The following is a 24,400-nucleotide window of genomic DNA, read 5'->3' as shown; positions in this document are numbered from 1 at the left end:
GTGCGCCGCCCACGCGTTCAACTCCCGGTCGTTCAGCCACTGCGCTTCCGGCAGTCGTTCGCACGCTCTTTGGCAAGCGTTACCGCAATTCATGCGGCGGTCGAACGCGTGGGCGGCATACACGCCACCAATGTGCATGCGTCCAGGTGGAGCCGCCCACCCCAGGGGTCTTCGGCAGATGCCGGTAATAAAAAACGGCGCCGCGGCGCCGTTGTTCTTTGAAGCGAAGAATTCCGCTCAGTTATTGCCGCGATGCGGGCAAGCCGTCTTGACGCAGTTGCCGTAGATCGCCAGCGCGTGCTCGGCGATCTTGAAGCCGCGTTCGACCGCGATCTTGTTCTGGCGCGACTCGATCTCTTCGTCGAAGAACTCTTCGACGTGGCCGCAGTCGAGACAGACGAGGTGGTCGTGGTGCGAGCCGGCGTTGAGCTCGTAGATGGCCTTGCCGGTTTCGAAGTGGTTGCGGTTGAGCAGGCCGGCCTGCTCGAACTGGGTCAGCACGCGATAGACCGTCGCCAGGCCCACGTCCATGTTGTCGGCCAGGAGGATTTTGTAGACATCTTCCGCCGTCAGGTGCCGCACTTCGCTGTTCTGGAAAATTTCCAGGATCTTCAGGCGTGGCAAAGTTGCCTTCAGGCCGCTCGCCTTCAGGTCGGTGGGTTTGTTACTCATGTTTGTTACTCGTAGATGGGCGGAGTGCTTTATGATATAGCGTTTTGGAAGCTCCCGCTTAAACGTTTTGAGGTTACATATGCGCGTCACCCATGCCGTAGATCATCGTCCCTATGCCCGGGCTGCGCTCGCCGCGGGCCTCGCATGCACGCTGCTGCTGTCCGGCTGCGCATCCTGGCGCAACCAGACCAAGCCGGCCGCGCCGGTCAGCACCGACGCGGCGGCAGTGGAAGCCGATGCCGACAAGGCGGCCGCGCTCGCCAATTCCGGCGCCCAGACGACCCGGGTGACCAAGCTGCAGAAATTCCTGTGGATCTTCTCGCCCTACCGCCCGGACATCCAGCAGGGTAATTTCGTCTCGCAGGAAATGCTGGACCAGTTGAAGGTCGGCCAGACCCGCGACCAGGTGCGCTTCATCCTCGGCTCCCCGATGCTGGCGGACATGTTCCATGCCGACCGCTGGGACTACCCCTTCTACCTGGCGCGCGGCAACGGCGAGCTGACCACCAGCCGCGTCACCGTCTACTTCAAGGACAACGTCGTCGAGCGCTTCGATGGCGGCAACCTGCCGACCGAGCGCGAGTACATCGACCGCATCGCCGGCCCGACCAAGTTCCCGTCGAAGAATGCGCCGACCCGGGCGGTGGCGCCGGTGACGAATGCCGCACCGGCCAATACCAATATCCAGTAAGACTGACATGACGCAACTGAAAATCGCGGTCGCCGGCGCCAGCGGGCGCATGGGCCGCATGCTGATCGAGGCGATCGCCGCCTCGCCCGACGCCACCCTGTCCGGCGCGCTCGACGTCGCCGGTTCGCCCTTCATCGGCACCGATGCCGGCGCCTTCTCGGGCCAGCTCACCGGCGTGATCATCCAGTCCGACCTCGACCGCGCGCTGGCAGGCGCCGACTGCCTGATCGACTTCACCCGTCCGGAAGGCACGCTGCAGCACCTGGCCTACTGCGCCGCGCACGGCGTCAAGATCGTGATCGGCACCACCGGCTTCGACGAGGCGGGCAAGGCCGCGATTCGCGCCGCCGCCGAGAAGACCGCGGTGGTGTTCGCTCCCAACATGAGCGTGGGCGTGAACGTCACCCTGAAACTGCTGGAAATGGCGGCGAAAAGCTTTGCCGAAGGCTACGACATCGAGATCATCGAAGCCCACCACCGCCACAAGGTCGACGCGCCTTCCGGCACCGCCCTGAAGATGGGCGAAGTCATCGCCGACGCCCTGGGCCGTGACCTGAAGGACTGCGCCGTCTACGGCCGCGAAGGCGTGACCGGCGAGCGCGACCCGTCGACCATCGGCTTCGCCACCGTGCGCGGCGGCGACATCGTGGGCGACCACACCGTGCTGTTCGCCGGCACCGGCGAGCGCATCGAGATCACCCATAAATCGAGCAGCCGCGTCACCTACGCCCACGGCGCGCTGCGCGGCGCCCGCTTCATCGCCGACAAGGCAACCGGCCTGTACGACATGCAGGACGTGCTGGGCCTGAAGGGCTGACATGGCCAGCGTACAGTTGAACGGCGCCGCCATCGTCGACGAGGCGGCCTTCCACGCCGAGAGCCGCCGCGCCTTCGGCTTCCCGGCGTCCTACACCGACACCATCGACGCCTGGGTCGACTGCCTCAGTTACCTGCGCGACGACGAGAACATGACGGCCTTGCGTCTCAAGCCGAACGAGGTGCTGGAGATCGTCATCACCGACGGGCAAGCGCTGCAGCAGCGCCTGCCCGACCTGGTCGAGGAAATCGCCTATTGTGTCGGCGGCATCAACGAGCGCTACGAGGACTACGGCGAAAAGCCGGCCTTGAAACTGGTGCTGCGCTAGAAAAGCGGCGACGTTCCGGCCTTTTGCCTGCAAACGGCCCGGAACGTTACCCGTAGGGTGGGCACCTGTGCCCACGCGGATCACGCCCACCGCTGACAGGGCAGCCACAGCTGCGCCAGCTGCCGCATACCCCGGGCACCGCAACAACGCCCACTACCATGAGCGCCGACGGCCTCCTGCCTGTCCCATCCCACCATCAACGCGACGTCATGGCGCGCATCGGCGCGATAACTGCGCATCTTGATATTGCTTGTGCATCGTTTTCGCCGCTTCTTTAGCGGGAGCCGGCTGCTCCCGCCGCGCTTCGCCGCAGTGCAAGATGAACCAGTATAATGTCCCGTTCCACCTCCAAATTTCGTCCGCAGAACATCATGCAAGATAAATATAGTCCAGCCGAAGTTGAACAGGCCGCCCAGGCATACTGGAAGTCGATCGACGCCTATAAAGCCGTCGAGAACGATCCACGTTTCCCGAAGGGCAAGTACTACGCCTGCTCGATGCTGCCTTACCCGTCCGGCAAGCTGCACATGGGCCATGTGCGCAACTATACGATCAACGACGTGATGTACCGCTACCTGCGGATGAACGGCTACAACGTGCTGATGCCGATGGGCTGGGATGCCTTCGGCATGCCGGCCGAGAACGCGGCGATGGCGAACAACGTGCCGCCGGCCGAGTGGACCTACTCGAACATCGCGCACATGAAGAAGCAGATGGAATCGATGGGCCTGGCCATCGACTGGTCGCGCGAAATGACCGCCTGCAAGCCGGAATACTACAAGTGGAACCAGTGGATGTTCCTGAAGATGTTGGAAAAAGGAATCATCTACCAGAAGACCGGCACCGTGAACTGGGACCCGGTCGACCAGACCGTGCTGGCCAACGAGCAGGTCGTGGACGGCCGCGGCTGGCGTTCGGGCGCGCTGATCGAAAAGCGCGAGATCCCGATGTACTACGTGCGCATCACCGAGTACGCCGACGAGCTGCTGGACTTCGTCGACAACAAGCTGCCGGGCTGGCCGGAGCGCGTGCGCACCATGCAGACCAACTGGATCGGCAAGTCGACCGGCGTGCGTTTCGCCTTCCCGCACGTGATCATGGACGAAGCCGGTGAACTGATCAACGAGGGCAAGCTCTACGTCTTCACCACCCGCGCCGACACCATCATGGGCGTGACCTTCTGCGCCGTCGCCGCCGAGCACCCGCTGGCCCAGCACGCCGCGAAGAACAACCCGGAACTGGCCGAATTTATCGCCGAGTGCAAGAAGGGCTCGGTCATCGAAGCCGACATGGCGACGATGGAGAAGAAGGGCATGCCGACCGGCCTGTTCGTCACCCACCCGGTGTCGGGCGAGCAGGTCCCGGTCTGGGTCGGCAACTACGTCCTGATCACCTATGGCGACGGCGCCGTGATGGGCGTGCCGGGCCACGACGAGCGCGATTTCGCGTTCGCGAAAAAATACGACCTGCCGATCAAGCAGGTGGTCGCGGTCGAAGGCCAGGAATTCTCGCTCGAGGCCTGGCAGGAGTGGTACGGCGACAAGGAGAACGGCCGCACCATCAACTCCGGCAAGTACGACGGCCTGGATTACACCGCCGCCGTCAACGCCGTCGCCGGCGACCTGGCCGCGCAGGGCCTGGGCGACAAGAAGGTCACCTTCCGCCTGCGCGACTGGGGCATCTCGCGCCAGCGCTACTGGGGCACCCCGATCCCGATGATCCACTGCGGCGATTGCGGCGCGGTGCCGGTGCCGGAAGCCGACCTGCCGGTCGTGCTGCCCGAGCACCTGGTCCCGGACGGCACCGGCAACCCGCTGAACAAGGACGAAGCGTTCCTGGCCTGCTCCTGCCCGAAGTGCGGCAAGCCGGCGCGCCGCGAGACCGACACGATGGACACCTTCATCGATTCGTCCTGGTACTACATGCGCTATACCTCGCCGGGCTCGAACGACGCCATGGTCGACGCGCGCAACGACTACTGGATGCCGATGGACCAGTACATCGGCGGCATCGAGCACGCCGTCATGCACCTGCTGTACGCGCGCTTCTGGACCAAGGTCATGCGCGACTTCGGTCTCGTAAAATTTGACGAGCCGTTCGTCAACCTGCTGACCCAGGGCATGGTGCTGAACGAGACCTATTATCGCGAAGACGCATCCGGCAAGAAGACCTGGTTCAACCCGGCCGACGTCGAGCTGGTGTTCGACGACAAGGGCCGCCCGCAGAGCGCGACCCTGAAGAGCGACGGCCAGCCGGTCGACATCGGCGGCACCGAGAAGATGTCGAAGTCGAAGAACAACGGCATCGATCCGCAGGCCCAGATCGAGCAGTACGGCGCCGACACCGCGCGCCTGTTCACCATGTTCGCCTCGCCGCCGGAGCAGACCCTGGAGTGGTCGGACAGCGGCGTCGAGGGCGCCAGCCGCTTCCTGCGCCGCGTCTGGGCCTATGGCTACGCCCAGCGCGAACGCATCGCCGCCGCGCTGGCCGGCCAGCAGCAGGGTGCGTTGGACGAAGCGCACAAGACCCTGCGCCGCGAAGTCCACAAACTGCTGCAGCAGGCCGACTACGACCTGAAGCGCATCCAGTACAACACGGTCGTCTCGGCCTGCATGAAGATGCTCAACACGCTGGAGTCGAGCAAGCTGGCCGAAGGCGCGGCCGGTGACGCCGTCATCGCCGAAGGCCTGTCGATCTTCCTGCGCATGCTGAACCCGGTGGCGCCGCACATCACCCACGCGCTGTGGCAGGAACTCGGCTACGCCAAGGCCTACGGCGATATCCTCGACGTGCAGTGGCCGCAGGTCGACCCGCAGGCGCTGGAGCAGGCCGAGATCGAGCTGATGATCCAGGTGAACGGCAAGCTGCGCGGCTCGGTCAAGGTCGGCAAGGATGCCGACAAGGCGGCGATCGAGGCGGCCGCGCTGGCCTCCGAGGCGGCGCAGAAGTTCGTGGAAGGCACGCCGAAGAAGGTCATCGTCGTGCCCGGCAAACTCATCAACATCGTGGTGTAACCCATGCGCGCTTCCTCCCTTCTCATGACGCGCGCCTTGGGCGCCCTGCTGCTGGCGACCGTCCTGGCCGCCTGCGGCTTCCAGCTGCGCGGCTCGAACGGCGCGTACAACATGCCGTTCCAGAGCATCTACCTGGCCTTCGGTGAGACTTCCCCGCTGGGCAATGAGCTCAAGCGCAACCTGCGCGCGCTCGACAATGTCCGCGTCGTGGGCAAGCCGGAGGAGGCGCAGGCGCGTTTCGAAGTGGTCTCGGAGGCGCGCAACAAGGCGATCCTGTCGCTGAACAACCTGGGCCGGGTGCGCGAGTACCTGCTCGGCTACACCCTGGTGTTCCAGGTGCGCGACACCAACGGCCAGCTGCTGCTGGGCCCGACCGAGATCACGCTGCACCGCAACCTGGCCTTCAGCGAAGAGGCGGTCCTGGCGAAAGAGGGCGAGGAAGCGCTGCTGTACCGCGACATGCAGTCCGACCTGGTGCAGCAGATCATCCGCCGCCTGGCGGCAATCAAGACGTGAGCGACGGGGCAGGATTGAACGATGCAACTGCGGCCTGAGGCACTCGAAGGCCACCTGTCGAAAGGCCTGGCGCCGCTGTACGTCATCACCAGCGACGAGCACCTGCTGGCGCTGGAAGCGGCCGACAAGATCCGCCGCGCCGCGCGCGCGGCGGGCCACACCGAGCGCGACGTGCTCACCGTCGAGCGCACCTTCAAGTGGGGCGAGCTGCTGGCCGCCAACCAGGCGCTGTCCCTGTTCGGCGACAAGAAGCTGATCGAGCTGCGCATCCCGAGCGGCAAGCCGGGCAAGGACGGCAGCGCCGCCCTGCAGGCCTATGCCAAGGACCTGTCCCCCGACAACCTGACCTTGATCACCCTGCCCAAGCTCGACTGGCAGACGGCCAAGGCGTCCTGGGTCGCGGCCTTGCAGCAGGCCGCGGTCTACATCGAGATCCCGAACGTGGAGCGCGCCCAGCTGCCTGGCTGGATCGGCATGCGCCTGTCCAGCCAGGGGCAGGGCGCCGACCGCCAGAGCCTGGACTTCATCGCCGATCGCGTCGAGGGCAATTTGCTGGCGGCGCACCAGGAAATCCAGAAGCTGGGCCTGCTGTACGAGCCGGGCAAGCTGACGTACGAGCAGGTGCACGACGCCGTGCTGAACGTGGCGCGCTACGACGTGTTCAAGCTCTCGGAGGCCATGCTGTCGGGCGACGCGGCGCGCCTGGCGCGCATGCTCGACGGCCTGAAGGGAGAAGGCGAGGCGCTGCCGCTGGTGCTGTGGGCCGTCAGTGAAGAAATCCGCACGCTGCTAAAATTGAAGTCGGGGATGGCGCAGGGCAGGCCGCTGGGCGCGCTGATGAAGGAATACCGGATCTGGGGCCCGCGCGAGCGCATGATGGAGCCGGCGCTGCGGCGCGTGTCGCTGCCGACCCTGGAAGCGGCGCTGCAGGATGCGGCGCAGGTCGACAAGATGGTCAAGGGCCTGCGCGCGAAGCAGTTCGCGGGGGATGCGTGGGATGCGATGCTGCAGCTGGCGTTGCGGGTGGCGCGGTAAATCGTTCGTCGCGCGTTGGCGGTGATATGACGTAGGGTGGGCGCCCCGTGCCCACGCGTGAACGATGAGCAGACGCGACGCCCGATAAGCGCCAACACGGCGCATGCTTTACGCGTGGGCACGGGGCGCCCACCCTACTATCTCTCGCTTATCCACCGCATAACGCTAACTGGAACCAACACGATGGACATCACCGACTACATGCACACGCTGGGCCGCAATGCCCGGGCCGCGTCGCGGGCGATGGCGCGCGCCGACGGCGCGACGCGCAACCGCGCGCTGCTCCTGATCGCCGACGCCATCGAGCGCGACGCCGCTATACTTTCGGCCGCCAACGGCCGCGACCTCGACGCCGCGCGCGCCGCCGGCCTGGCGCCGGCGCTGCTCGACCGCCTGGCGCTGTCGCCCGCCGCGATCGCCACCATGGTCGACGGCCTGCGCCAGATCGCGACCCTGCCCGACCCGATCGGTGAAATCTCGAACATGAAGTCGCGCCCAAGCGGCATCCAGGTTGGCCAGATGCGCGTGCCGCTGGGCGTGATCGGCATCATCTATGAAGCCCGTCCGAACGTGACGGTCGACGCCGCCGGCCTGTGCATCAAGAGCGGCAACGCGGCGATCCTGCGCGGCGGTTCGGAGGCGATCCACTGCAACCGCGCGCTGGCGAAACTGGTCACCGAGGGCCTGGTCGAGGCCGGCCTGCCGGTCGATGCGGTGCAGGTGGTCGATACGACCGACCGCGCCGCCGTCGGCACGCTCATCACCATGCCGCAGTACGTCGACGTGATCGTGCCGCGCGGCGGCAAGGGCCTGATCGCGCGCCTGATCGAGGAAGCGACGGTCCCGATGATCAAGCACCTGGACGGCATCTGCCACGTCTACATCGACGACAAGGCCGACATCGAGAAGGCATTGCGAATCGCCTTCAACGCCAAGTGCCACCGCTACGGCACCTGCAACACGATGGAGACCCTGCTGGTCGCGCGCGCGATCGCGCCAAGCGTGCTGCCCCGGCTGGCGGCGCTGTACCGCGAAAAGCAGGTCGAGCTGCGCGCCGACGAGGAGGCGCGCGCGATCCTGGCCGGCTATCCGCATCTCATCGCCGCAACTGAAGAAGACTGGAGCACCGAATACCTGGCGCCGATGCTGGCCGTGAAGGTGGTGGCCGGCATCGACGAGGCGATGGACCACATCGAGCGCTATTCGTCGAAGCACACCGAGGCCATCGTCACCGAGGACTACAGCGCCGCGCTGCGCTTCCTGCGCGAGGTCGATTCGGCCTCCGTGATGGCGAACGCTTCGACGCGCTTCGCCGACGGCTTCGAATACGGCCTGGGCGCCGAGATCGGCATCTCGAACGACAAGCTGCACGCGCGCGGCCCGGTCGGGCTCGAGGGGCTGACCTCGCTGAAGTACGTCGTGTTCGGCCACGGCGAAGTACGCACCTGATAAGACAAAGCTAACGGAACAACAACCACAAGGACCCGCATGCTCTACCTCTGGATCAAAGCCCTCCACATCGTCTTCATCGCCTCCTGGTTCGCCGGCCTGTTCTACCTGCCGCGCATCTTCGTGAACCTGGCCCAGGAAACCAACAACGTCGCCACCGCGCGCCTCTTGCTGATGGCGCGCCGCCTGTACCGCTTCACCTCGATGCTGGCGGTGCCGGCGCTGCTGCTGGGTCTCTGGCTGTGGCTGGGCTTCGGGATCAAGGGCGGCTGGCTGCACGCGAAACTGGCGCTGGTGGTGCTGACGATCGGCTACCATCACGCCTGCGGCTCGCTGCTCAAGAAATTCGAGGCGGGCGTGAACAAGCGCAGCCATACCTGGTACCGCTGGTTCAACGAGGTGCCGGTGATCCTGCTGCTGCTGATCGTGATCCTGGTGGTGGTGAAGCCGTTCTGATTTTGCCGAGCAGGTCATCCGCGCGGCAGGCTCGCGCGTTGAACGGTGGGTACAAGTACCCACCCTACGATGCGATACGGGCCGTAGGGTGGGTACTTGTACCCACCGTTTGCACCCCCTGAGCAGCGTTAGCCGTACAAGAAACAACGAACCAACACGTGGCTGCAAGCGATCGGCGCTTGCAGCCACATTATTTTTTATTAACGGACAAAGGGTACCCCCATGACGTCATACTTTTGCCCATGCCCGCGCGGCATGGAAGCGGCGCTCGCCGAAGAACTCACCGAAATCGCCCAGCAGTACAGCCCCACGCTGAAGGTGCACAACCAGGTGCCGGGCGGCGTGCACTGCTCGGGCACGCTGGTCGATTCCTACCGCATCAACCTGCACTCGCGCATTGCCTCGCGGGTGCTGATGCGCATGGGCCAGCGCAGCTACCTGAACGAAAACGACATCTACGACCTGGTGCTCGAGCAGCCCTGGGAAGACTGGTTCGGCGTCCACCATACGATCCGGGTCGACGTCACCGCTGTCAAGTCGCCCCTGAAAAGCCTGGAATTCACCACCCTGAAGATCAAGGACGCCGTCTGCGACCGCTTCCGCGACCAGTTCAACAAGCGTCCCTCGGTCGACACCCGCGAGCCGGACATGCGCATCGTCGGCTTCCTCGACCAGCGCAATTTCATCATCTACCTCGACACCTCGGGCGAAGCGCTGTTCAAGCGCGGCTGGCGCGAAGAGACGGGCGACGCGCCGCTGCGCGAAAACCTTGCCGCCGGCATGCTGCGCGTGTCGGGCTGGAAGCCGGGCGTGCCGCTGTTCGACCCGATGTGCGGCTCGGGCACGATCCTGATCGAGGCGGCGCAGATGGTGCAGGGCATCCCGCCTGGCGCGCGGCGCCGCTTCGCCTTCGAAAAATTCGCCGACTTCGACCGCGACGCCTGGCAGGAGATGAAGGCCGCGATCAAGGCCAATCCGCTGCCTTCCGAACCGACCATCTTCGGCTCCGACATCTCGGGCGACATGGTGGCCATGACCCGGCATAACCTGAAGATCGCCGGCGTCCTGTTCGAGGTGCCGCTGAAGCAGATCGAGGCCCAGCACGTCTCGCCGCCCACAAGCCAGCCGGGCATCCTGCTGACCAACCCGCCGTACGGCGAGCGCATCGGCGTGCGTGGCGACTCCACCATGCCGCAGGACGAGATGGCCGTGTCCTTCTATTCGGCGCTGGGCACCACGCTCAAGCAGCGTTTCGCCGGCTGGACCGTGTTCCTGTTCACCGCCGACCTGTCGCTGCCCAAGCTCCTGCGCCTGAAGGAAGCGCGCAAGACCCCGTTCTTCAACGGCGCCCTCGAATGCCGCCTGTTCCGCTTCGACATGGTGGCGGGCTACAACCGCCGCGAAGAGGCAAAACCGAAACAGGAACCGGGCGCGAACTGAGATGCTGCCACCCACAGAACCCGACGAACTACCGAAGGACCCGGTGATCCCGGTTCCGCTGCCTGAACCGCACAAGATCACGATGCTGTCGGCCGGCGGCCTGGCCACCCTGCTGGCCGGGCTGTCGATGCTGGGGCCGTTCTCGATCGACGCCTACCTGCCGGCCTTCCCGCAGATCCAGTCGACCCTGCACGCCTCCAGCCTGGAGGTGCAGCAGACCCTGACCGCCTACATGCTGGCCTTTGCCGGCATGGTGCTGTGGCACGGCGCGCTGTCGGACGCCTTTGGACGGCGCAACGTGATCCTGGTGGCGCTGGTGGTGTTCGCGATCGGCACCTTCGGTTGCGCCGCCGCGTCGTCGGTCCATTACCTGTGGGTGTTCCGCATCATGCAGGGGGTGTCGGCCGGGGCCGGCGTCGTGGTCGGGCGCGCGATCATCCGCGACCTGTATTCCGACACGGCGGCCGCGCGCCTGCTGTCGATGGTGACCATGATCTTCTCGATCGCGCCGGCCATCGCGCCGGTGCTGGGCGGCTGGATCGTGATCTTCTTCGGCTGGCGCGCGATCTTCCTGGCGCTGTGCCTGTTCACCGTGGTGCTGGGCTGGGTGTGCTGGCAGCACCTGCCCGAAACCGTGCCGAAGGAGCGGCGCCAGCCCTTCAATCCGCGCTTCCTGGCGGGAAGCTACAGCGCGATCTTCGGTTCCTTCCTGTTCCACATGAAGGCCGGCATCACGGCGCTGAACTTCGCCGGGCTGTTCCTCTACATCACGGCCTCGCCCGTGATGCTGCCGCAGCAGCTGCACCTCGGCCCCTCGGGCTTCGCCTGGCTGTTCGTGCCGACCGTGAGCGGGATCTTCCTCGGCTCGATGGCGGCCAACCGGATGGCCGGCAAGAAGAGCTTCGCCAAGCAGATCTGGATCGGCTTCGGCTTCATGCTCAGTGCCGTGGCCTTCAACGTCGGCTACCACCTGTTCCTGCCGCCGGCGCTGCCCTGGACCGTGCTGCCGATGTTCTTCTTCACCTTCGGCAGCTCGATCATCGCGCCGGGCGCGACCCTGCTCGCGCTCGACCTGTTCCCGCACATCCGCGGCACGGTGGCGTCCTGCCAGTCCTTCGTCTCGACCCTGCTGGGGGCGATCGTGGCGGGCGTGATCGCGCCGGCGCTGTCGCATTCGGTGCTGGCGCTGGCGCTGGGGCAGGCGGGGTTCGCGCTGGCGGCGCTGGCGTGCTGGGTGGTGGCGCGGCAGTATCGGCGCAGGTTGGCGCGCAGCGGTCGGTGAGGTCCTGGTAACAGCCCAGCGCGAGCGTCGTGGGGCTGTTGCCTGGTTCGTTCGGGGGTAGGCATTATCCGCGTGGGCTCGAGAGCCCACCCTACGGAAATCGCTGCGGACTGCCGGTAACGCCACCCGGTGCAGCCACCGGCTCTTCCTCCAAATTGCCACTCGGCAATAAATGAAGGTGAAATACATCATTCATCGGGGAAAAACTCACACTTTTAACAGAAAGTATTGTTCCCGATCAGAAATGTATATATGCTAAGACCCTTAATTTAGCGTCGGAACAACTGTTGAAAGCGTGTCTTGTTTCGACGATGCGTGAATACCATGTTGTGGTAGCTCAGGAAAGGGGCGCCACCCCGCAACTTTCAGTGGCATCTGCGATCGAGACCATGCACCAAACTGACCAGGATATCCGTCATCGCCTGCTCGTTGCCCGGTTGCCGGCGATGCCGCAGATTCTCGTGAAACTGCTCGGGCATCTGCAGGCCGACGACCTGGGAATGGAAGAGCTGGCCGAGCTGATCGCCAAGGATGCGGGCATGACCGGCAAGCTGCTGGCGGTCGCCAACAGCTCGGCCTACCATCGGGGCAGCCGTACCGCCAACCTGGAGCAGTCGCTGGTGTCGCTCGGCACCGACATGATCAAGACCCTGGTCATCAGCGATTCGGTGTTTCAGACCTTTAACAACTTCCCCCATTCGGGCAGCACCGACCTGCGCGCGTTCTGGAAGAACTCGCTGGCCGCGGCGGTGATCGCGCGCGACGTCGCGCGCCGCATCGACTATCCGCACCTGGAAGAGGCCTACCTCGCCGGCCTGCTGCACAACGTCGGGCGCCTGGCGCTGCTGGCGACCGCGCCCAAGGAATACGGCTTCAACTTCGGCGCGCGCGACGACGAGGACCTGTGCGCGGTCGAGCAGCGCACGCTGCAGATCACCCACGCCGAGGCGGGCGCCTGGCTGGTCGAGCGCTGGCAGCTCGATTCCTTCCTGGCCGACGCCGTGCTGTACCACCACGAGTCGAGCGAGCGCCTGGAGGCGGCCCACCCCCTGATCCGCATCGTGCGCCTGGCGCACCTGATGGCCGGCCACCCGGACGATACCGACGCGCTGCTGGACGGCGCGGCGCTGTGCGGCCTGGCGCCGGGCGACATCGACGAGATGCTGGCCGCCGCCGCGCGCCAGGTCGATCGGGCCGCCGTCCACCTGGGCATCGACTTGACGGGCGCGGACGATATCCCGGCGCCGCCGGCCTATGCGCCGCCGGTCGTCGATCCGGTCCAGCAGCGCCTGTCGGAAGAGGTGCGCAACCTGGTGCTGGTGTCCGAGGTCAGCCAGACCTTCGCGCGCCAGCAGGGAGAAAGCGCGCTGCTCGAATCGATGACGCGCAGCGCGCGCATCCTGTTCGACTTCGACAACACCGTGGTCCTGCTCGAAAACCCGACCGGCCAGATGCTGGTCGGCGCGCCCGGCGTGGCCACGGCGCGCATCGCCGAATTCGCGATCCCGCTGGCCAAGGGCGGCCCGATCGCCGCCGCCACCCTGGCGCGCAAGCCCGCCTACCTGCAGCGCGGCAGCGAGCCGCTCGGGCTGCCGGAAGAGCAGCTGCTGCGCATGCTCGGCACCGACAGCCTGGTCTGCCTGCCGCTGGTGGCCGGCGGCCGTTGCCTGGGCGTGCTGGTTGGCGGCGTGGCCGCGTGGCAGCTGGCGGCCTGCCAGAAGCGCGAGCGCTTCCTGCAATCCTTCGGCGCCCAGGCCGCGGCCGCGCTGGAGACCGCGCTGCTCGAACGCAGCCAGGCGCGGCGCCAGATCGCCAGCGTCGCCGAGGAATACCGCGAAGCGTCGCGCCGCGTGCTGCACGAGGTGAACAACCCGCTGTCGATCATCAAGAACTACCTCAGTGTCCTCGACAGCAAGCTGGCGCGCCAGGAACCGGTGGCCAGCGAGATGTCGGTGCTGAACGAGGAAATCGACCGCGTCGGCCAGCTGATCGGTACGCTGGCCGACATCAAGCCGGCCGCCGATGCCGGCCCGCGCCCGACCGACGCCGCGAAGGTGGTCGAGGACGTGGTGCGCCTGTTCCGCGCCGGCCAGTTCGTGCCGGCCAACGTGCAGATCGTCACCGCGATGCACGACGAGGCGCGCCTGGTCGCGGGCGACGCCGACGTGCTCAAGCAGATCCTGGTCAACCTCGTGAAAAACGCGGTCGAGGCCTTGGCCGGCAGCGGCGGCGGGCGCATCGAGATCGCCAACCGCGGCCACGTGCACCGCGAGCGCAAGCTCTACCTGGAGCTGACCGTGTCCGACACCGGCCCCGGCCTCGCGCCCGAGGTGATGGCCAACCTGTTCTCGGCGGTGAAGAGCACCAAGGATGGCGCGCATCGCGGCCTGGGCCTGTCGATCGTGCACGGCCTGGTCAAGAAGCTCAACGGCCAGATCGCCTGCCGCAGCGGCAGGAGCGGCACCGCATTTGAAATTCTGCTGCCGGCATGGTCCGGCGCCAGCGCCGCGCCGGCCCTGCCGGCGCGCGCCCTGGGTTCTGTATAAGGTATTGACGAACGTGACCTCAGCCAGCGCAACTTCAGTCATGTTCCAGGGTGCGGACGCTCCGGCCGGGAGCATCGGGGCAACCGACCAACCCCGGCTGCTGCTCGTGGACGACGAGCCGCGCCTGCTGGCCTCGCTCTACGAACTGCTGCGCGACCGCGACTACCATTTGACCACCGCCAGCTCGGGCGCCGAGGCGATCGCCCACCTGTCGACGCTGCGCTTCGACCTGGTGCTGCTCGACCTGCGCCTGCCCGACATCGGCGGCCACGAGATCATGGACTTCATCAATGCCAAGGGCATCGATGCCGACGTGATCGTGATGAGCGGGGAGGTCGGCATCGACGCCGCGATCGGCGCCCTGAAGCGCGGCGCCTACGACTACCTGCGCAAGCCCTATGCGCGCGAGGAACTGCTCAAGACCGTCGGCAACGCGCTCGAGCAGCGCCGCCTGGCGGCAAGCCACGCCCGCATCGCCAACCAGCTGGAAAACTCGGAGAAGATGTACCGCTACCTGGTCGACAGCTCGCCGGACATCATCTACACCCTGAACCACGAGGGCCGCTTCACTTTCGTGAACGACCGCGCCTACCAGCTGCTGGGCTTCACGCGCGACGAACTGATCGGCAAGCACTACTCGATCCTGGTGCACGACGAGGACCTGGAGCGCGCCCGTTACGTGTTCAACGAGAGACGGGTCGACGAGCGCGCTTCGCGCAACGTCGAGCTGCGCCTGAAGTGCCGCGGCGCCACCGGCAAGCTTGGCAACAGCGGCGACCGCACCTTCAATAACACCTTGATGACGATCTCGCTGAACTCGATCGGCATGCACGTGCCCGACCAGGAGGTCAAGAAGCTCGAGTTCTTCGGCACCTACGGCGTGGCGCGCGACATCACCGACCGCAAGCGCGCCGAAGAGGTCATCTCCTACCAGGCCTACCACGACATCCTGACCGACCTGCCGAACCGCATCCTGTTCAAGGACCGCCTCGGCCTGGCCGTGATCCAGGCCAAGCGCAAGCAGACCGAGCTGGCGGTGATGTTCATCGACCTGGACCGTTTCAAGCTGGTCAACGACACGCTCGGCCACGTCAAGGGCGACGAGCTGCTGCAGCAGGTCGCGGTGCGCCTGAAGGAATGCCTGCGCAAGGGCGACACGCTGGCGCGCCAGGGCGGCGACGAATTCACCATCGTGCTGCCGGAACTGCGCGACCGCGACGACGCGCGCATGGTGGCCGACAAGTTCCTCGAATGCCTGCACAAGCCCTTCGACCTCGACGGCCACGAAGTGCACATCTCGGCCTCGATCGGCATCGCGATCTACCCGGGCGACGGCGAATCGATCGACGAGCTGCTGCGCCACGCCGACATCGCGATGTACCAGGTGAAAGCCCTGGGCAAGAACGGCCACAGCTTCTACCACGACTCGATGCTCGACGTGTCGCACCAGAAGATCGCGCTCGAGCAGGCGCTGCGCCGCGCGCTCGAACACAACGAGCTGGAGATGTACTACCAGCCGCAGATCGACGCCGCCACCGGCCGCATCGTCGGCGCCGAGGCGCTGATGCGCTGGAACCACCCGACCCGCGGCCTGCTGTCGGCCGGCGAGTTCCTGCCCTTCGCGGAAGAGAACGGCCTGATGCTGCCGATCTCGGACTGGATGATCGGCGCCCTGTGCCGCGACATGCTGCAGTGGAACCTGGCCAGCGGCCAGGCGGTACGGCTGTCGCTGAACCTGTCGCCGCAATACCTGGACCGCGGCGACTTCTTCGAGAAGATGCGCGGCGCGCTGGTGCGCTACGGGATCTCGCCAGCCCAGATCGAGGTCGAGATCACCGAGAACATCTGCATCCGCAACCCGCAGTACGCGATCGAGCAGCTCAATAAACTGTGCCAGCTCGGCGTGTCGGTCGCGATCGACGACTTCGGCACCGGCTACTCGTCGCTGTCCTACCTGCACCGCTTCCCGATCCACACGATGAAGATCGACCAGTCGTTCGTGAAGGAGATCCATGACGAGAACGGCCACTATCCGGTGATCCTGGCGATCATCTCGATCGCGCGCGGCCTCGGGCTGCACCTGATCGCCGAAGGCGTCGAGACCGAGGTGCAGGCCAACTACCTGAAGGCCAACGGCTGCGAGACCATGCAGGGCTACCTCTACTACCGCCCGATCTCGCTGTCGAACTTCATCGGCGTGCTGCGCGCGCAGGCGCTGGGTGCGCAGCAGGCGGCGCTGGGCGGCCCCGCGACCCAGGTGCGCGCGATCCGCGCCTGAGGCCCTGCCCGCCATGGACACCGCGACGACCGCGCCCGCAGCAGGGGAACGCCACACGGCCGAATTCCTGCGCGTGAAGGGCCTGGCCGAGCGCGGCGTGGCCAGCGCCCAGCACAGCCTGGGTTTCATGTACGTGAACGGCCAGGGCGTGCCGCGCAACTACGAGCTGGCCGTCGCCTGGTACCGCATGGCCGCCGCCGCCGGCCTGGAACAGGCCCAGTACAACCTCGGCGTGATGTACCAGAAGGGCCAGGGCGTGGCCCGGGACGACGAGCAGGCGCTGTACTGGTACGGCTGCGCGGCTGAACAGGGTTATGCTCCGGCCCAGTACAACCTGGGCTGGCTGTATGCGAAAGGGCAGGGCGTCGCGAGCGACGTGCACCAGGCGCTGCACTGGTTCCGCCGCGCCGCGGCGCAGGGCGACGCCGGCGCCCAGCACAACCTGGGCCTGATGTACGAGGGCGGCAAGGGCGTCGCCCAGGACCAGGAACAGGCACTGGACTGGTACCGCCGCGCCGCCGCCCAGGGCTATGCGCGCTCCCAGTTCGCCCTCGCGCTGCGCTACGAGAGCGGGCAGGGCGTGGCGCGCGATCCGGCGCAGGCGCTGGACTGGCTGCGCCGCGCCGCCGGGCAGGGCCATGCGCCGGCCCAGTTCAACCTCGGCCTGCGCTACGACAAGGGGCAGGACGTCGAGCAGGACAGCGCCCAGGCGATTCATTGGTACGAGCGCGCCGCCGAGCAGGGACACCTGAGCTCGCAGTTCAACCTGGCGCTGATCTTCGACAGCGGCCACGGCGTGGCGCGCGACGAGGAGAAGGCGCTCGCGTGGTACCGCCGCGCGGCCGAACAGGGCCACGCCGGCGCCCAGGACAACCTCGGCCTGCGCTACGAGCACGGCCACGGCGTGGCGCGCGACGCCGGCCTGGCCGCGCACTGGTACCGCAAGGCCGGCGAGCAGGGCCTGCCGGCCGCGCAATACCACCTGGGCCAGCTCTATGATGCCGGCCAGGGCGTCGAGCACGATCCGGCGCAGGCGGCCGCGTGGTACCGCAAGGCGGCCGAGCAGGGCCACCTGCGCGCCCAGTTCGACCTCGGCCTGCGTTTCGAGGCCGGCAACGGCGTGCCGCGCGACGTGGCACGCGCGCTCGAATGGTACCGGCGCGCGGCGGCCCAGGAATATGCGCCGGCCCAGCACATGGTCGGCACCCTGATCGACCGCGAGGACATGGGCGACCCGCGCGAGGCGACCGACTGGTACCGCAGGGCGGCGGAGCAGGGCCACGCGCCGGCCCAGTTCGCGCTGGCGCTGCGCTACGACAGCGCGCATGGCGCCGAACGCGACTACGAGGCGGCCCATTTCTGGTACCTGTGCGCGGCGCGCCAGGGCCATGCGCGCGCCCAGTTCAACCTCGGCGTGATGTACGCCACCGGGCAGGGCACCGGGCGCGACCCGGTCGAAGCCTATGGCTGGCTGCACCGCGCGGCGGCGGGCGGAATGCCGGCGGCCGCGCCTTATTTGAAGCGCATCGCGTCCCGGATGGCGCCGCTGCAGCTGGCGCAGGCGCAGGTATTGACCGAAGGCGCCTAAGTACTCACCCAGCGGCGCGGTCGATCGAACGCTGTTTGAACGCGTGGACGGCCAGCCGTCCACCCCACGCAGGCTTGCGAACACGTGACCGGTATCGATGGGACGCAGGGTGGACGGCTTTGCCGTCCACGCGTCCAACGAACGGCCGAATCATCGTGGCCCGTAAAACTCCGCACGCCTGGCCGCCCGGCCATTAGAATACCGCCCACAACAACCACCCGTCCTCGGAGACCCATGAACAAGAAGCTCCTCGCCGCGCTGTCGCTGGCCTTTGCCGCGACCGCGACGGCGCCGCTGCACGCCGCACCCGCCGCCCCCGCCGCCAGCGTCAAGGCCGCGCCCTTCGACCGCGCCGCCTACGCCATCAACCATCAAAAATTCGTACTGCAGAACGGCCTGACCCTGATCGTCCACGAAGACCACAGCGTGCCCGTGGTCGCCGTCAACATGTGGTACCACGTCGGCTCGCGCAACGAGAAGCGCGGCAAGACCGGCTTCGCCCACCTGTTCGAACACTTCTTCTTCAACGGCTCCGAGAACTACCCGCACGGCTTCCGCGAGGCGATGGACGACCTCGGCGCGAACAACCGCAACGGCACCACCAACACCGACCGCACCAACTTCTTCGAGGACGTGCCGGTGTCGGCGCTGGAACGCACCCTGTTCCTCGAATCGGACCGCATGGGCTTCCTCGGCAACTACATCTCGCAGGCCATGCTCGAGCGCGAGCGCGGCGTGGTGCAGAACGAGAAGCGCCAGGGCGAGAACCAGCCCTACGGGCGCGTGCGCATGGAAGTCTCCGCCAAGATGTACCCGTACTCGCACCCGTACTCGTGGTCGACGATCGGCTACATGGAAGACCTGCAGGCCGCCTCGCTGGACGACATCAAGGAGTGGTACCGCACCTATTACGGCCCGAACAACGCGGTGATCTCGCTGGCCGGCGACATCACGCCCGAGCGCGCGCTGGAACTGGTGAACAAATACTTCGGCGCGATCCCGCCGGGCCCGCCGCTGCCACGCCTTGAAACCTGGATCCCGACGCTCGACCGGAACATCCGCGACGAGATGGAAGACCACGTGCCGCAGGTGCGCATCTACCGCAGCTGGCACGCGGCCTCGTGGAAGGACGCGGACACGCCGCGCCTGGCGCTGCTGGCCGAAGTGCTGGCCGGCTCGAAGAGCGCGCGCCTGGACAAGCGCCTGGTCTACGACAAGGGCCTGGCCACCAACGTCAGCACCTACGTCAACGACGCCGAACTGGGCGGCACCTTCAACATCGTCGTCACCGTCAAGCCGGGCGTCGACCCGTTGCTGGTGGAGCGCGAGCTGGACGCCGTCGTCGCCGAGGCGCTGGACAAGGGCCCGAGCGCGGCCGAACTGGCGCGCGTGAAGACCAGCAACCTGGCCGGCTTCTCGCGCAGCATCGAGCGCCTGGGCGGCATGGGCGGACGCTCGGACGTGCTGGCCGAAAGCATGACCTATGGCGGTACGCCGGACGCCTACCTGGACCGCCTGGAGCAGATGGCGAAAACGACCCCGGCCGAGGTGAAGGCCGCCGGCCAGCGCTGGCTGCGCGCCAACCACTACACGATGACGGTGCGTCCGTTCGCCAAGCTGGCGGCGACGAAATCGACCATCGACCGCAAGCAGCTGCCGGCATTGGGCGAGGCGCCGGACGTGAAGTTCCCGGCCCTGCAGCGCGCCCAGCTGAAGAACGGCCTGAAGGTGATCCTGGTCGAGCGCCACAGCGCGCCGATCGTGAACGCGACCCTGGCGGTGGACGCCGGCACCGCCTCGGACACCGGCGCGAAAGCCGGCGCCGCCGCACTGACCCTGGACCTGCTCGACAAGGGCACGAAGACGCGCGACGCCTTTGCGCTGTCGGACGCGCTGGAAAACCTGGGCGCGAGCCTGTCCACCGGCACCAGCCCCGACCAGTCGCTGGTGCGCCTGCAGGCCACCGCCGCCAACCTGGCGCCTTCGCTGGCGATCATGGCCGAGGCGGCGCTGGCGCCGAGCTTCCCGCAAGACCAGTTCGCGCTGCAAAAGCAGCGTCGCGTGGCCCAGATCGGCCAGGAGAAGGCGCAGCCGAACAGCCTGGCGCTGCGCCTCGTGCCGGGCCTGCTGTACGGCCAGGATCACGTCTACGGCAAGCCGGCCAGCGGCTACGAGACCAGCGTCGCCGGCATCACGCGCGACGACCTGGCGCAGTGGCACGCCACCTGGTTCAAGCCGGGCAGCGCGACCCTGGTCGTGGCCGGCGACGTCACCATGGACAAGCTGCTGCCGGCGCTCGAAGCGTCGTTCGGCAAGTGGGCCGCCGGCACGGCGCCGGCCAAGCAGGTGAATGGCAAGCCGAATAGCGCACCGCGCAAGATCTACCTGATCGACAAGCCGGACGCGCCGCAGTCGACCATCGTGGCCGCCCAGCTGTCGCTGCCTTACGGCCAGCCGGAAGACCTGGCGATCGAGCCGGTGATGACCAACTTCGGCGGCATCGCCACCTCGCGCCTGAACCGCAACCTGCGCCTGGACAAGCACTGGAGCTACGGCACCAGCGCGCGCCTGTCGGAAGTGCGCGGCCAGCGCAGCTTCGTCACCATCGCGCCGGTGCAGACCGACAAGACGGTCGAGGCGATGCGCGAAGTGCGCAAGGAAGTGCAGGGCGTGGCGGGCGAGCGTCCGCTGGTCGGCGCCGAGTACGAGAGCATCATGCGCAACATGACCTCGCGCCTGGCCGGCCGCTTCGGCACCCTGAACGCGCTCGAAGGCGCGGCGCTGGCGACCGTCAACCTGGGCCTGCCGGATGACTACTGGAGCAAGTACGCCGCCAACGTCAAGGCGCTGACCCCGCAGCAGCTGGGCCAGGCCGCCGGCAAGTTCGTCAAGCCGGACGAGGTGACCTGGATCGTGATCGGCGACCTGCGCAAGGTGGAAGCCGGGATCCGCGCGCTGGGCTGGGGCGAGGTGGTGGTGCTCGACCAGGACGGCAAGCCGGTCCGGTAAGCGGCAGGGGTTCCGTAGGGTGGGCGCTCGAGCCCACGCGGTCTCGCACCGTTGAGCAATCGCGCGTAATGCGTGGTGAAGACGGCAGCATCGTAGGGTGGACACCTGTGTCCACGCTGTACGGCACGGTTAATCGATCGCGGCGCGTCGTCATGATGCGCCCGCCAACGATCTCCGCTTGCATTGCGGTATTCATACGTACGACCGCGTGGACACAGGTGTCCACCCTACAACGTCATACCCACGCCACTGTTGTCCCCCAACCTCACCCGCGCGCCGCGCGGGACGCGACTGGTATATACTGTACATCCATACAGCTCCACCTTTCGCGATGGAACTTACCGACAAGCTCGAAATCCTGGCGGACGCCGCCAAATACGACGCCTCCTGCGCCAGCAGCGGCGCGCCCAAGCGCGCCTCCGACGGCAGTGACGGCGGCATCGGCGCCACCACCGGCATGGGCATCTGCCACAGCTACACGCCCGACGGGCGCTGCGTGTCGCTGCTGAAGATCCTGCTCACCAACTTCTGCATCTACGACTGCCAGTACTGCGTCAACCGGCGCAGCTCGAACGTGCCGCGCGCCCGTTTCTCGGTCGACGAAGTGGTCAAGCTCACCCACGATTTCTACCTGCGCAACTACATCGACGGCCTGTTCCTCAGCTCCGGCATCATCCGCTCGAGCGACTACACGATGGAGCAGCTGGTGGAAGTCGCGCGCCGCCTGCGCGAAGACCACAACTTCCGCGGCTACATCCACCTCAAGACCATTCCCGACGCCGACCCGGCCCTGATCGCCAGGGGCGGGCGCTATGCCGACCGCCTGTCGGTGAACATCGAGCTGCCGACCCACGACAGCGTCACCCGCCTGGCGCCGGAAAAGAACGTGCACACGATCAAACTGGCGATGGGCTCGATCCGCCGCAAGCTCGACGAAAAGGCCGAGGAACCGAAGGCGCCGAGCTTCGCCCCGGCCGGCCAGAGCACGCAGATGATCGTCGGCGCCGACGCCAGCGACGACCACACCATCCTGAACACCGCCGAAACCCTGTACGGCAGCTATAAACTCAAGCGCGTGTACTACTCGGCCTTCAGCCCGATCCCGCAAAGCCCGAAGAGCGTGCCGCTGGCGCCGCCGCCGCTGTTGCGCGAGCACCGCCTGTACCAGGCCGACTTCCTGCTGCGCGGCTACGGTTTCACGGCCGGGGAGCTGATGCCGAAGGCCGGCAACCTGGCGCTCGACGTCGACCCGAAACTCGCCTGGGCGCTGGCCAACCGCGAGCACTTCCCGATGGACCTGAACCGGGTCGACGCCGAGATGATCGCGCGCATCCCCGGCATCGGCCTGCGCAACGCCAAGCGCATCGTCGAGCTGCGCCGCGTGCGGCGGGTGCGCTGGGAAGACCTGTCCCGCCTGCGCTGCAGCATGAAGAAGATCGCGCCCTTCGTCGTCACGGCCGACTACAAGCCGGCCCAGGGACAATCCAGTTCCGACCTGCTGCGGCGCCACCTGGCCGACGCGCCCCAGCAGATGAACCTCTGGCCGGAATTGCAGGCGGCATGAGCGCGGCCGCAGCGGTTGCCGCCGGCCAGCCGCTGGTGGTCGCCAACTTCGCCGAGTGGCGCGCAGCCGCGCGCGATCTCCTCATCCATGCCGTCGCACCCGAGCTCGTCACCTGGAGCCAGCCCGGTGCGCCGGACCTGCTCGCGGCCGACCTGTTCTCGGGTGCGCCGGCGCCAGCCGAGCCCACGCATAATGGTTCCATCGGTCTGGATCAACCAAGACCCGCGCCGCACTTGCCGCGCTCGCTGATGGACATGCTGCAGACGGCGGCCTGCTGCCGCATGCCGGACCGCTGGGCCTTCCTGTACCGCGTGATCTGGCGCTGGACCCAGGGCGAGCACGACGTGCAGTCCGCCGCCGACGCCGACGGCGCGCGACTGCACTCGATGGTGAAGGCGGTGCGCCGCGAGGAGCACGACATGCATGCCTACATTCGTTTTCGCGAGCGGCCCGAACAAGCCGGCCCGCCGCGCTTCGTCGCCTGGTTCGAGCCGCGCCACGACGTGCTGCCCCAGGTCGCGGAGCACTTCGTCAACCGCATGGGCAATGTGAGCTGGATGATCGCCACGCCCGATGCCAGCGTGCTGTGGGACGGCCACACCCTGCACAACGCCGGCCCCCTGATGAGCAGCGCGGCCGAGCTCGACGACGCCGGCGAAGCGCTCTGGCTCACCTATTACCGCAGCATTTTCAACCCCGCGCGCCTGAACACCCAGGTCATGCAAAGCCATATCCCCTCGCGCTTCTGGAAGAACCTGCCCGAGGGCGCGATCGTGCCGGAGATGATCACCAACGCCGCGCTCGGCGCGCGCCGCACCGGCCAGGCCCAGGCGGTCGGGCGCAAGAGCGGCGCCACCATCCCGATCGCCCCTGCCGACGCCCAGCCCGAGCGCCAGCAGCCCTCGAAACTCGACGAGTGCCGGCGCTGCGACCTGTGGCAGTACGCCACCCAGGCCGTGGGCGGCGAAGGCTCGAAGAAAGCGCCGATCATGCTGGTGGGCGAGCAGCCGGGCGACCAGGAGGATCTCGCCGGCCATCCCTTCGTCGGCCCGGCCGGCAAGCTGCTCGACAAGGTCTTCGACGCCGCCGGCGTCGAACGCCGCGAGATTTATCTCACCAACGCCGTCAAGCATTTCAAGTGGGAGCCGCGCGGCAAGCGCCGCCTGCACAAGACGCCGGCCCAGCGCGAGATCGAAGCCTGCCATTATTGGCTGGACAAGGAACTGGCATCCATCAAGCCCAAGGTCGTCGTGGCGCTGGGCGCGACGGCCTTGAAGTCGGTGCTGGGCAGCGGCAGCGTGACGCTGAAGGACAAGCTCGGCAAGCCGATCCTGCACGAGGGCAGGTGGGTGGTGACGGTCTACCACCCTTCGTACATCCTGCGCGTGCCCGACGAGGAAACCAAGCGGGAGGCGTTCAAGGTGATGGTCGATGGCCTGAAGCTGGCGCATGAATTGCTGAGCAGGCCGCCGGAAGAGCCGCCGGCGTGATGCGTTTTAAATGGCGGCGTTACGCTATCGGTATTGGCAATCACGGACGCCGAGGAAGGGTAGGGTGGGTTCTCGAACCCACGCAGTACGACATCGGCAAGCGATGGCAGATGATCTCGCAAGCGGCCTTCACGCAGGCGTAGGGTGGACACCTGTGTCCACGCGGTACAGCAGCGGCAAGTGGTGAAAGCTGAGCTTGCATGCGGCATCACATCGCCGTTTGCA

At 66.9% G+C, this 24,400-nt stretch carries 17 protein-coding genes; 16 read left to right on the top strand and 1 reads right to left on the bottom strand.

Annotated features, from left to right (window positions below; all coding sequences use genetic code 11):
• Positions 1–237: 237 nt before the first annotated feature.
• Positions 238–672: a ferric iron uptake transcriptional regulator gene (fur, locus tag RT688_RS10770; protein WP_313704879.1), complete on the bottom strand. Its 435-nt coding sequence runs from the start codon at positions 670–672 to the stop codon at positions 238–240.
• Between the two features lie 79 nt (positions 673–751).
• Between fur and RT688_RS10765 the strand changes: the two genes are divergently transcribed.
• The 16 genes from RT688_RS10765 to RT688_RS10690 all read left to right on the top strand — a co-directional run bounded on the left by RT688_RS10765 (position 752) and on the right by RT688_RS10690 (position 24,175).
• Entirely contained in the window at positions 752–1,363 is a 612-nt protein-coding gene (locus RT688_RS10765; RefSeq protein WP_313704878.1) for an outer membrane protein assembly factor BamE, read from the top strand.
• Positions 1,364–1,370: 7 nt separating this feature from the next.
• Positions 1,371–2,180 carry a 4-hydroxy-tetrahydrodipicolinate reductase gene (dapB, locus tag RT688_RS10760; protein ID WP_313704877.1) on the top strand — a complete coding sequence of 270 codons (810 nt, stop codon included), beginning with the start codon at positions 1,371–1,373 and terminating at the stop codon, positions 2,178–2,180.
• A gap of 1 nt (position 2,181) precedes the next feature.
• Positions 2,182–2,508, top strand: a complete 327-nt coding sequence (locus tag RT688_RS10755) for a barstar family protein (protein WP_313704876.1) — start codon at positions 2,182–2,184, stop codon at positions 2,506–2,508.
• Between the two features lie 371 nt (positions 2,509–2,879).
• Positions 2,880–5,522, top strand: a complete 2,643-nt coding sequence (gene leuS, locus RT688_RS10750) for a leucine--tRNA ligase (RefSeq protein ID WP_313704875.1) — start codon at positions 2,880–2,882, stop codon at positions 5,520–5,522.
• A 3-nt stretch (positions 5,523–5,525) separates the two neighbouring features.
• Entirely contained in the window at positions 5,526–6,038 is a 513-nt protein-coding gene (gene lptE, locus RT688_RS10745; protein WP_313704874.1) for an LPS assembly lipoprotein LptE, read from the top strand.
• A 21-nt stretch (positions 6,039–6,059) separates the two neighbouring features.
• A complete protein-coding gene (gene holA, locus RT688_RS10740) occupies positions 6,060–7,073 on the top strand; it encodes a DNA polymerase III subunit delta (protein WP_313704873.1) in 1,014 nt (337 codons plus the stop codon).
• A 183-nt stretch (positions 7,074–7,256) separates the two neighbouring features.
• Positions 7,257–8,522, top strand: coding sequence for a glutamate-5-semialdehyde dehydrogenase (locus RT688_RS10735; RefSeq protein WP_313704872.1), 1,266 nt, complete (start codon positions 7,257–7,259; stop codon positions 8,520–8,522).
• A gap of 39 nt (positions 8,523–8,561) precedes the next feature.
• Positions 8,562–8,978: a CopD family protein gene (locus RT688_RS10730; protein WP_313704871.1), complete on the top strand. Its 417-nt coding sequence runs from the start codon at positions 8,562–8,564 to the stop codon at positions 8,976–8,978.
• Between the two features lie 222 nt (positions 8,979–9,200).
• Positions 9,201–10,418, top strand: coding sequence for a class I SAM-dependent RNA methyltransferase (locus tag RT688_RS10725; RefSeq protein WP_409521905.1), 1,218 nt, complete (start codon positions 9,201–9,203; stop codon positions 10,416–10,418).
• Position 10,419: 1 nt separating this feature from the next.
• Positions 10,420–11,700 (top strand): multidrug effflux MFS transporter, encoded by a 1,281-nt coding sequence (locus RT688_RS10720; protein ID WP_313704870.1) that lies wholly within the window; start codon positions 10,420–10,422, stop codon positions 11,698–11,700.
• Positions 11,701–12,089: 389 nt separating this feature from the next.
• Positions 12,090–14,246, top strand: coding sequence for an HDOD domain-containing protein (locus tag RT688_RS10715; RefSeq protein WP_313704869.1), 2,157 nt, complete (start codon positions 12,090–12,092; stop codon positions 14,244–14,246).
• Between the two features lie 40 nt (positions 14,247–14,286).
• Positions 14,287–16,524, top strand: coding sequence for an EAL domain-containing protein (locus tag RT688_RS10710; RefSeq protein ID WP_313704868.1), 2,238 nt, complete (start codon positions 14,287–14,289; stop codon positions 16,522–16,524).
• 13 nt (positions 16,525–16,537) lie between these two features.
• Positions 16,538–18,112 carry a hypothetical protein gene (locus tag RT688_RS10705; protein WP_313704867.1) on the top strand — a complete coding sequence of 525 codons (1,575 nt, stop codon included), beginning with the start codon at positions 16,538–16,540 and terminating at the stop codon, positions 18,110–18,112.
• Between the two features lie 234 nt (positions 18,113–18,346).
• The gene (locus tag RT688_RS10700; RefSeq protein WP_313704866.1) at positions 18,347–21,121 is read left to right on the top strand and encodes a pitrilysin family protein; all 2,775 of its coding nucleotides are present in this window, start codon (positions 18,347–18,349) and stop codon (positions 21,119–21,121) included.
• A 331-nt stretch (positions 21,122–21,452) separates the two neighbouring features.
• A complete protein-coding gene (locus tag RT688_RS10695; RefSeq protein ID WP_313704865.1) occupies positions 21,453–22,685 on the top strand; it encodes a putative DNA modification/repair radical SAM protein in 1,233 nt (410 codons plus the stop codon).
• Positions 22,682–24,175, top strand: a complete 1,494-nt coding sequence (locus RT688_RS10690; protein WP_313704864.1) for a UdgX family uracil-DNA binding protein — start codon at positions 22,682–22,684, stop codon at positions 24,173–24,175. Before RT688_RS10695 ends, RT688_RS10690 begins: the two co-directional genes overlap by 4 nt.
• The last annotated feature ends 225 nt before the right edge of the window (positions 24,176–24,400 follow it).

Source organism: Massilia sp., assembly GCF_032106685.1.
Taxonomy (GTDB): Bacteria; Pseudomonadota; Gammaproteobacteria; order Burkholderiales; family Burkholderiaceae_D; genus Telluria.
The sequence above is the reverse complement of the archived record's forward strand: the minus strand, read 5'-3'. Positions and strand labels throughout refer to the sequence as shown.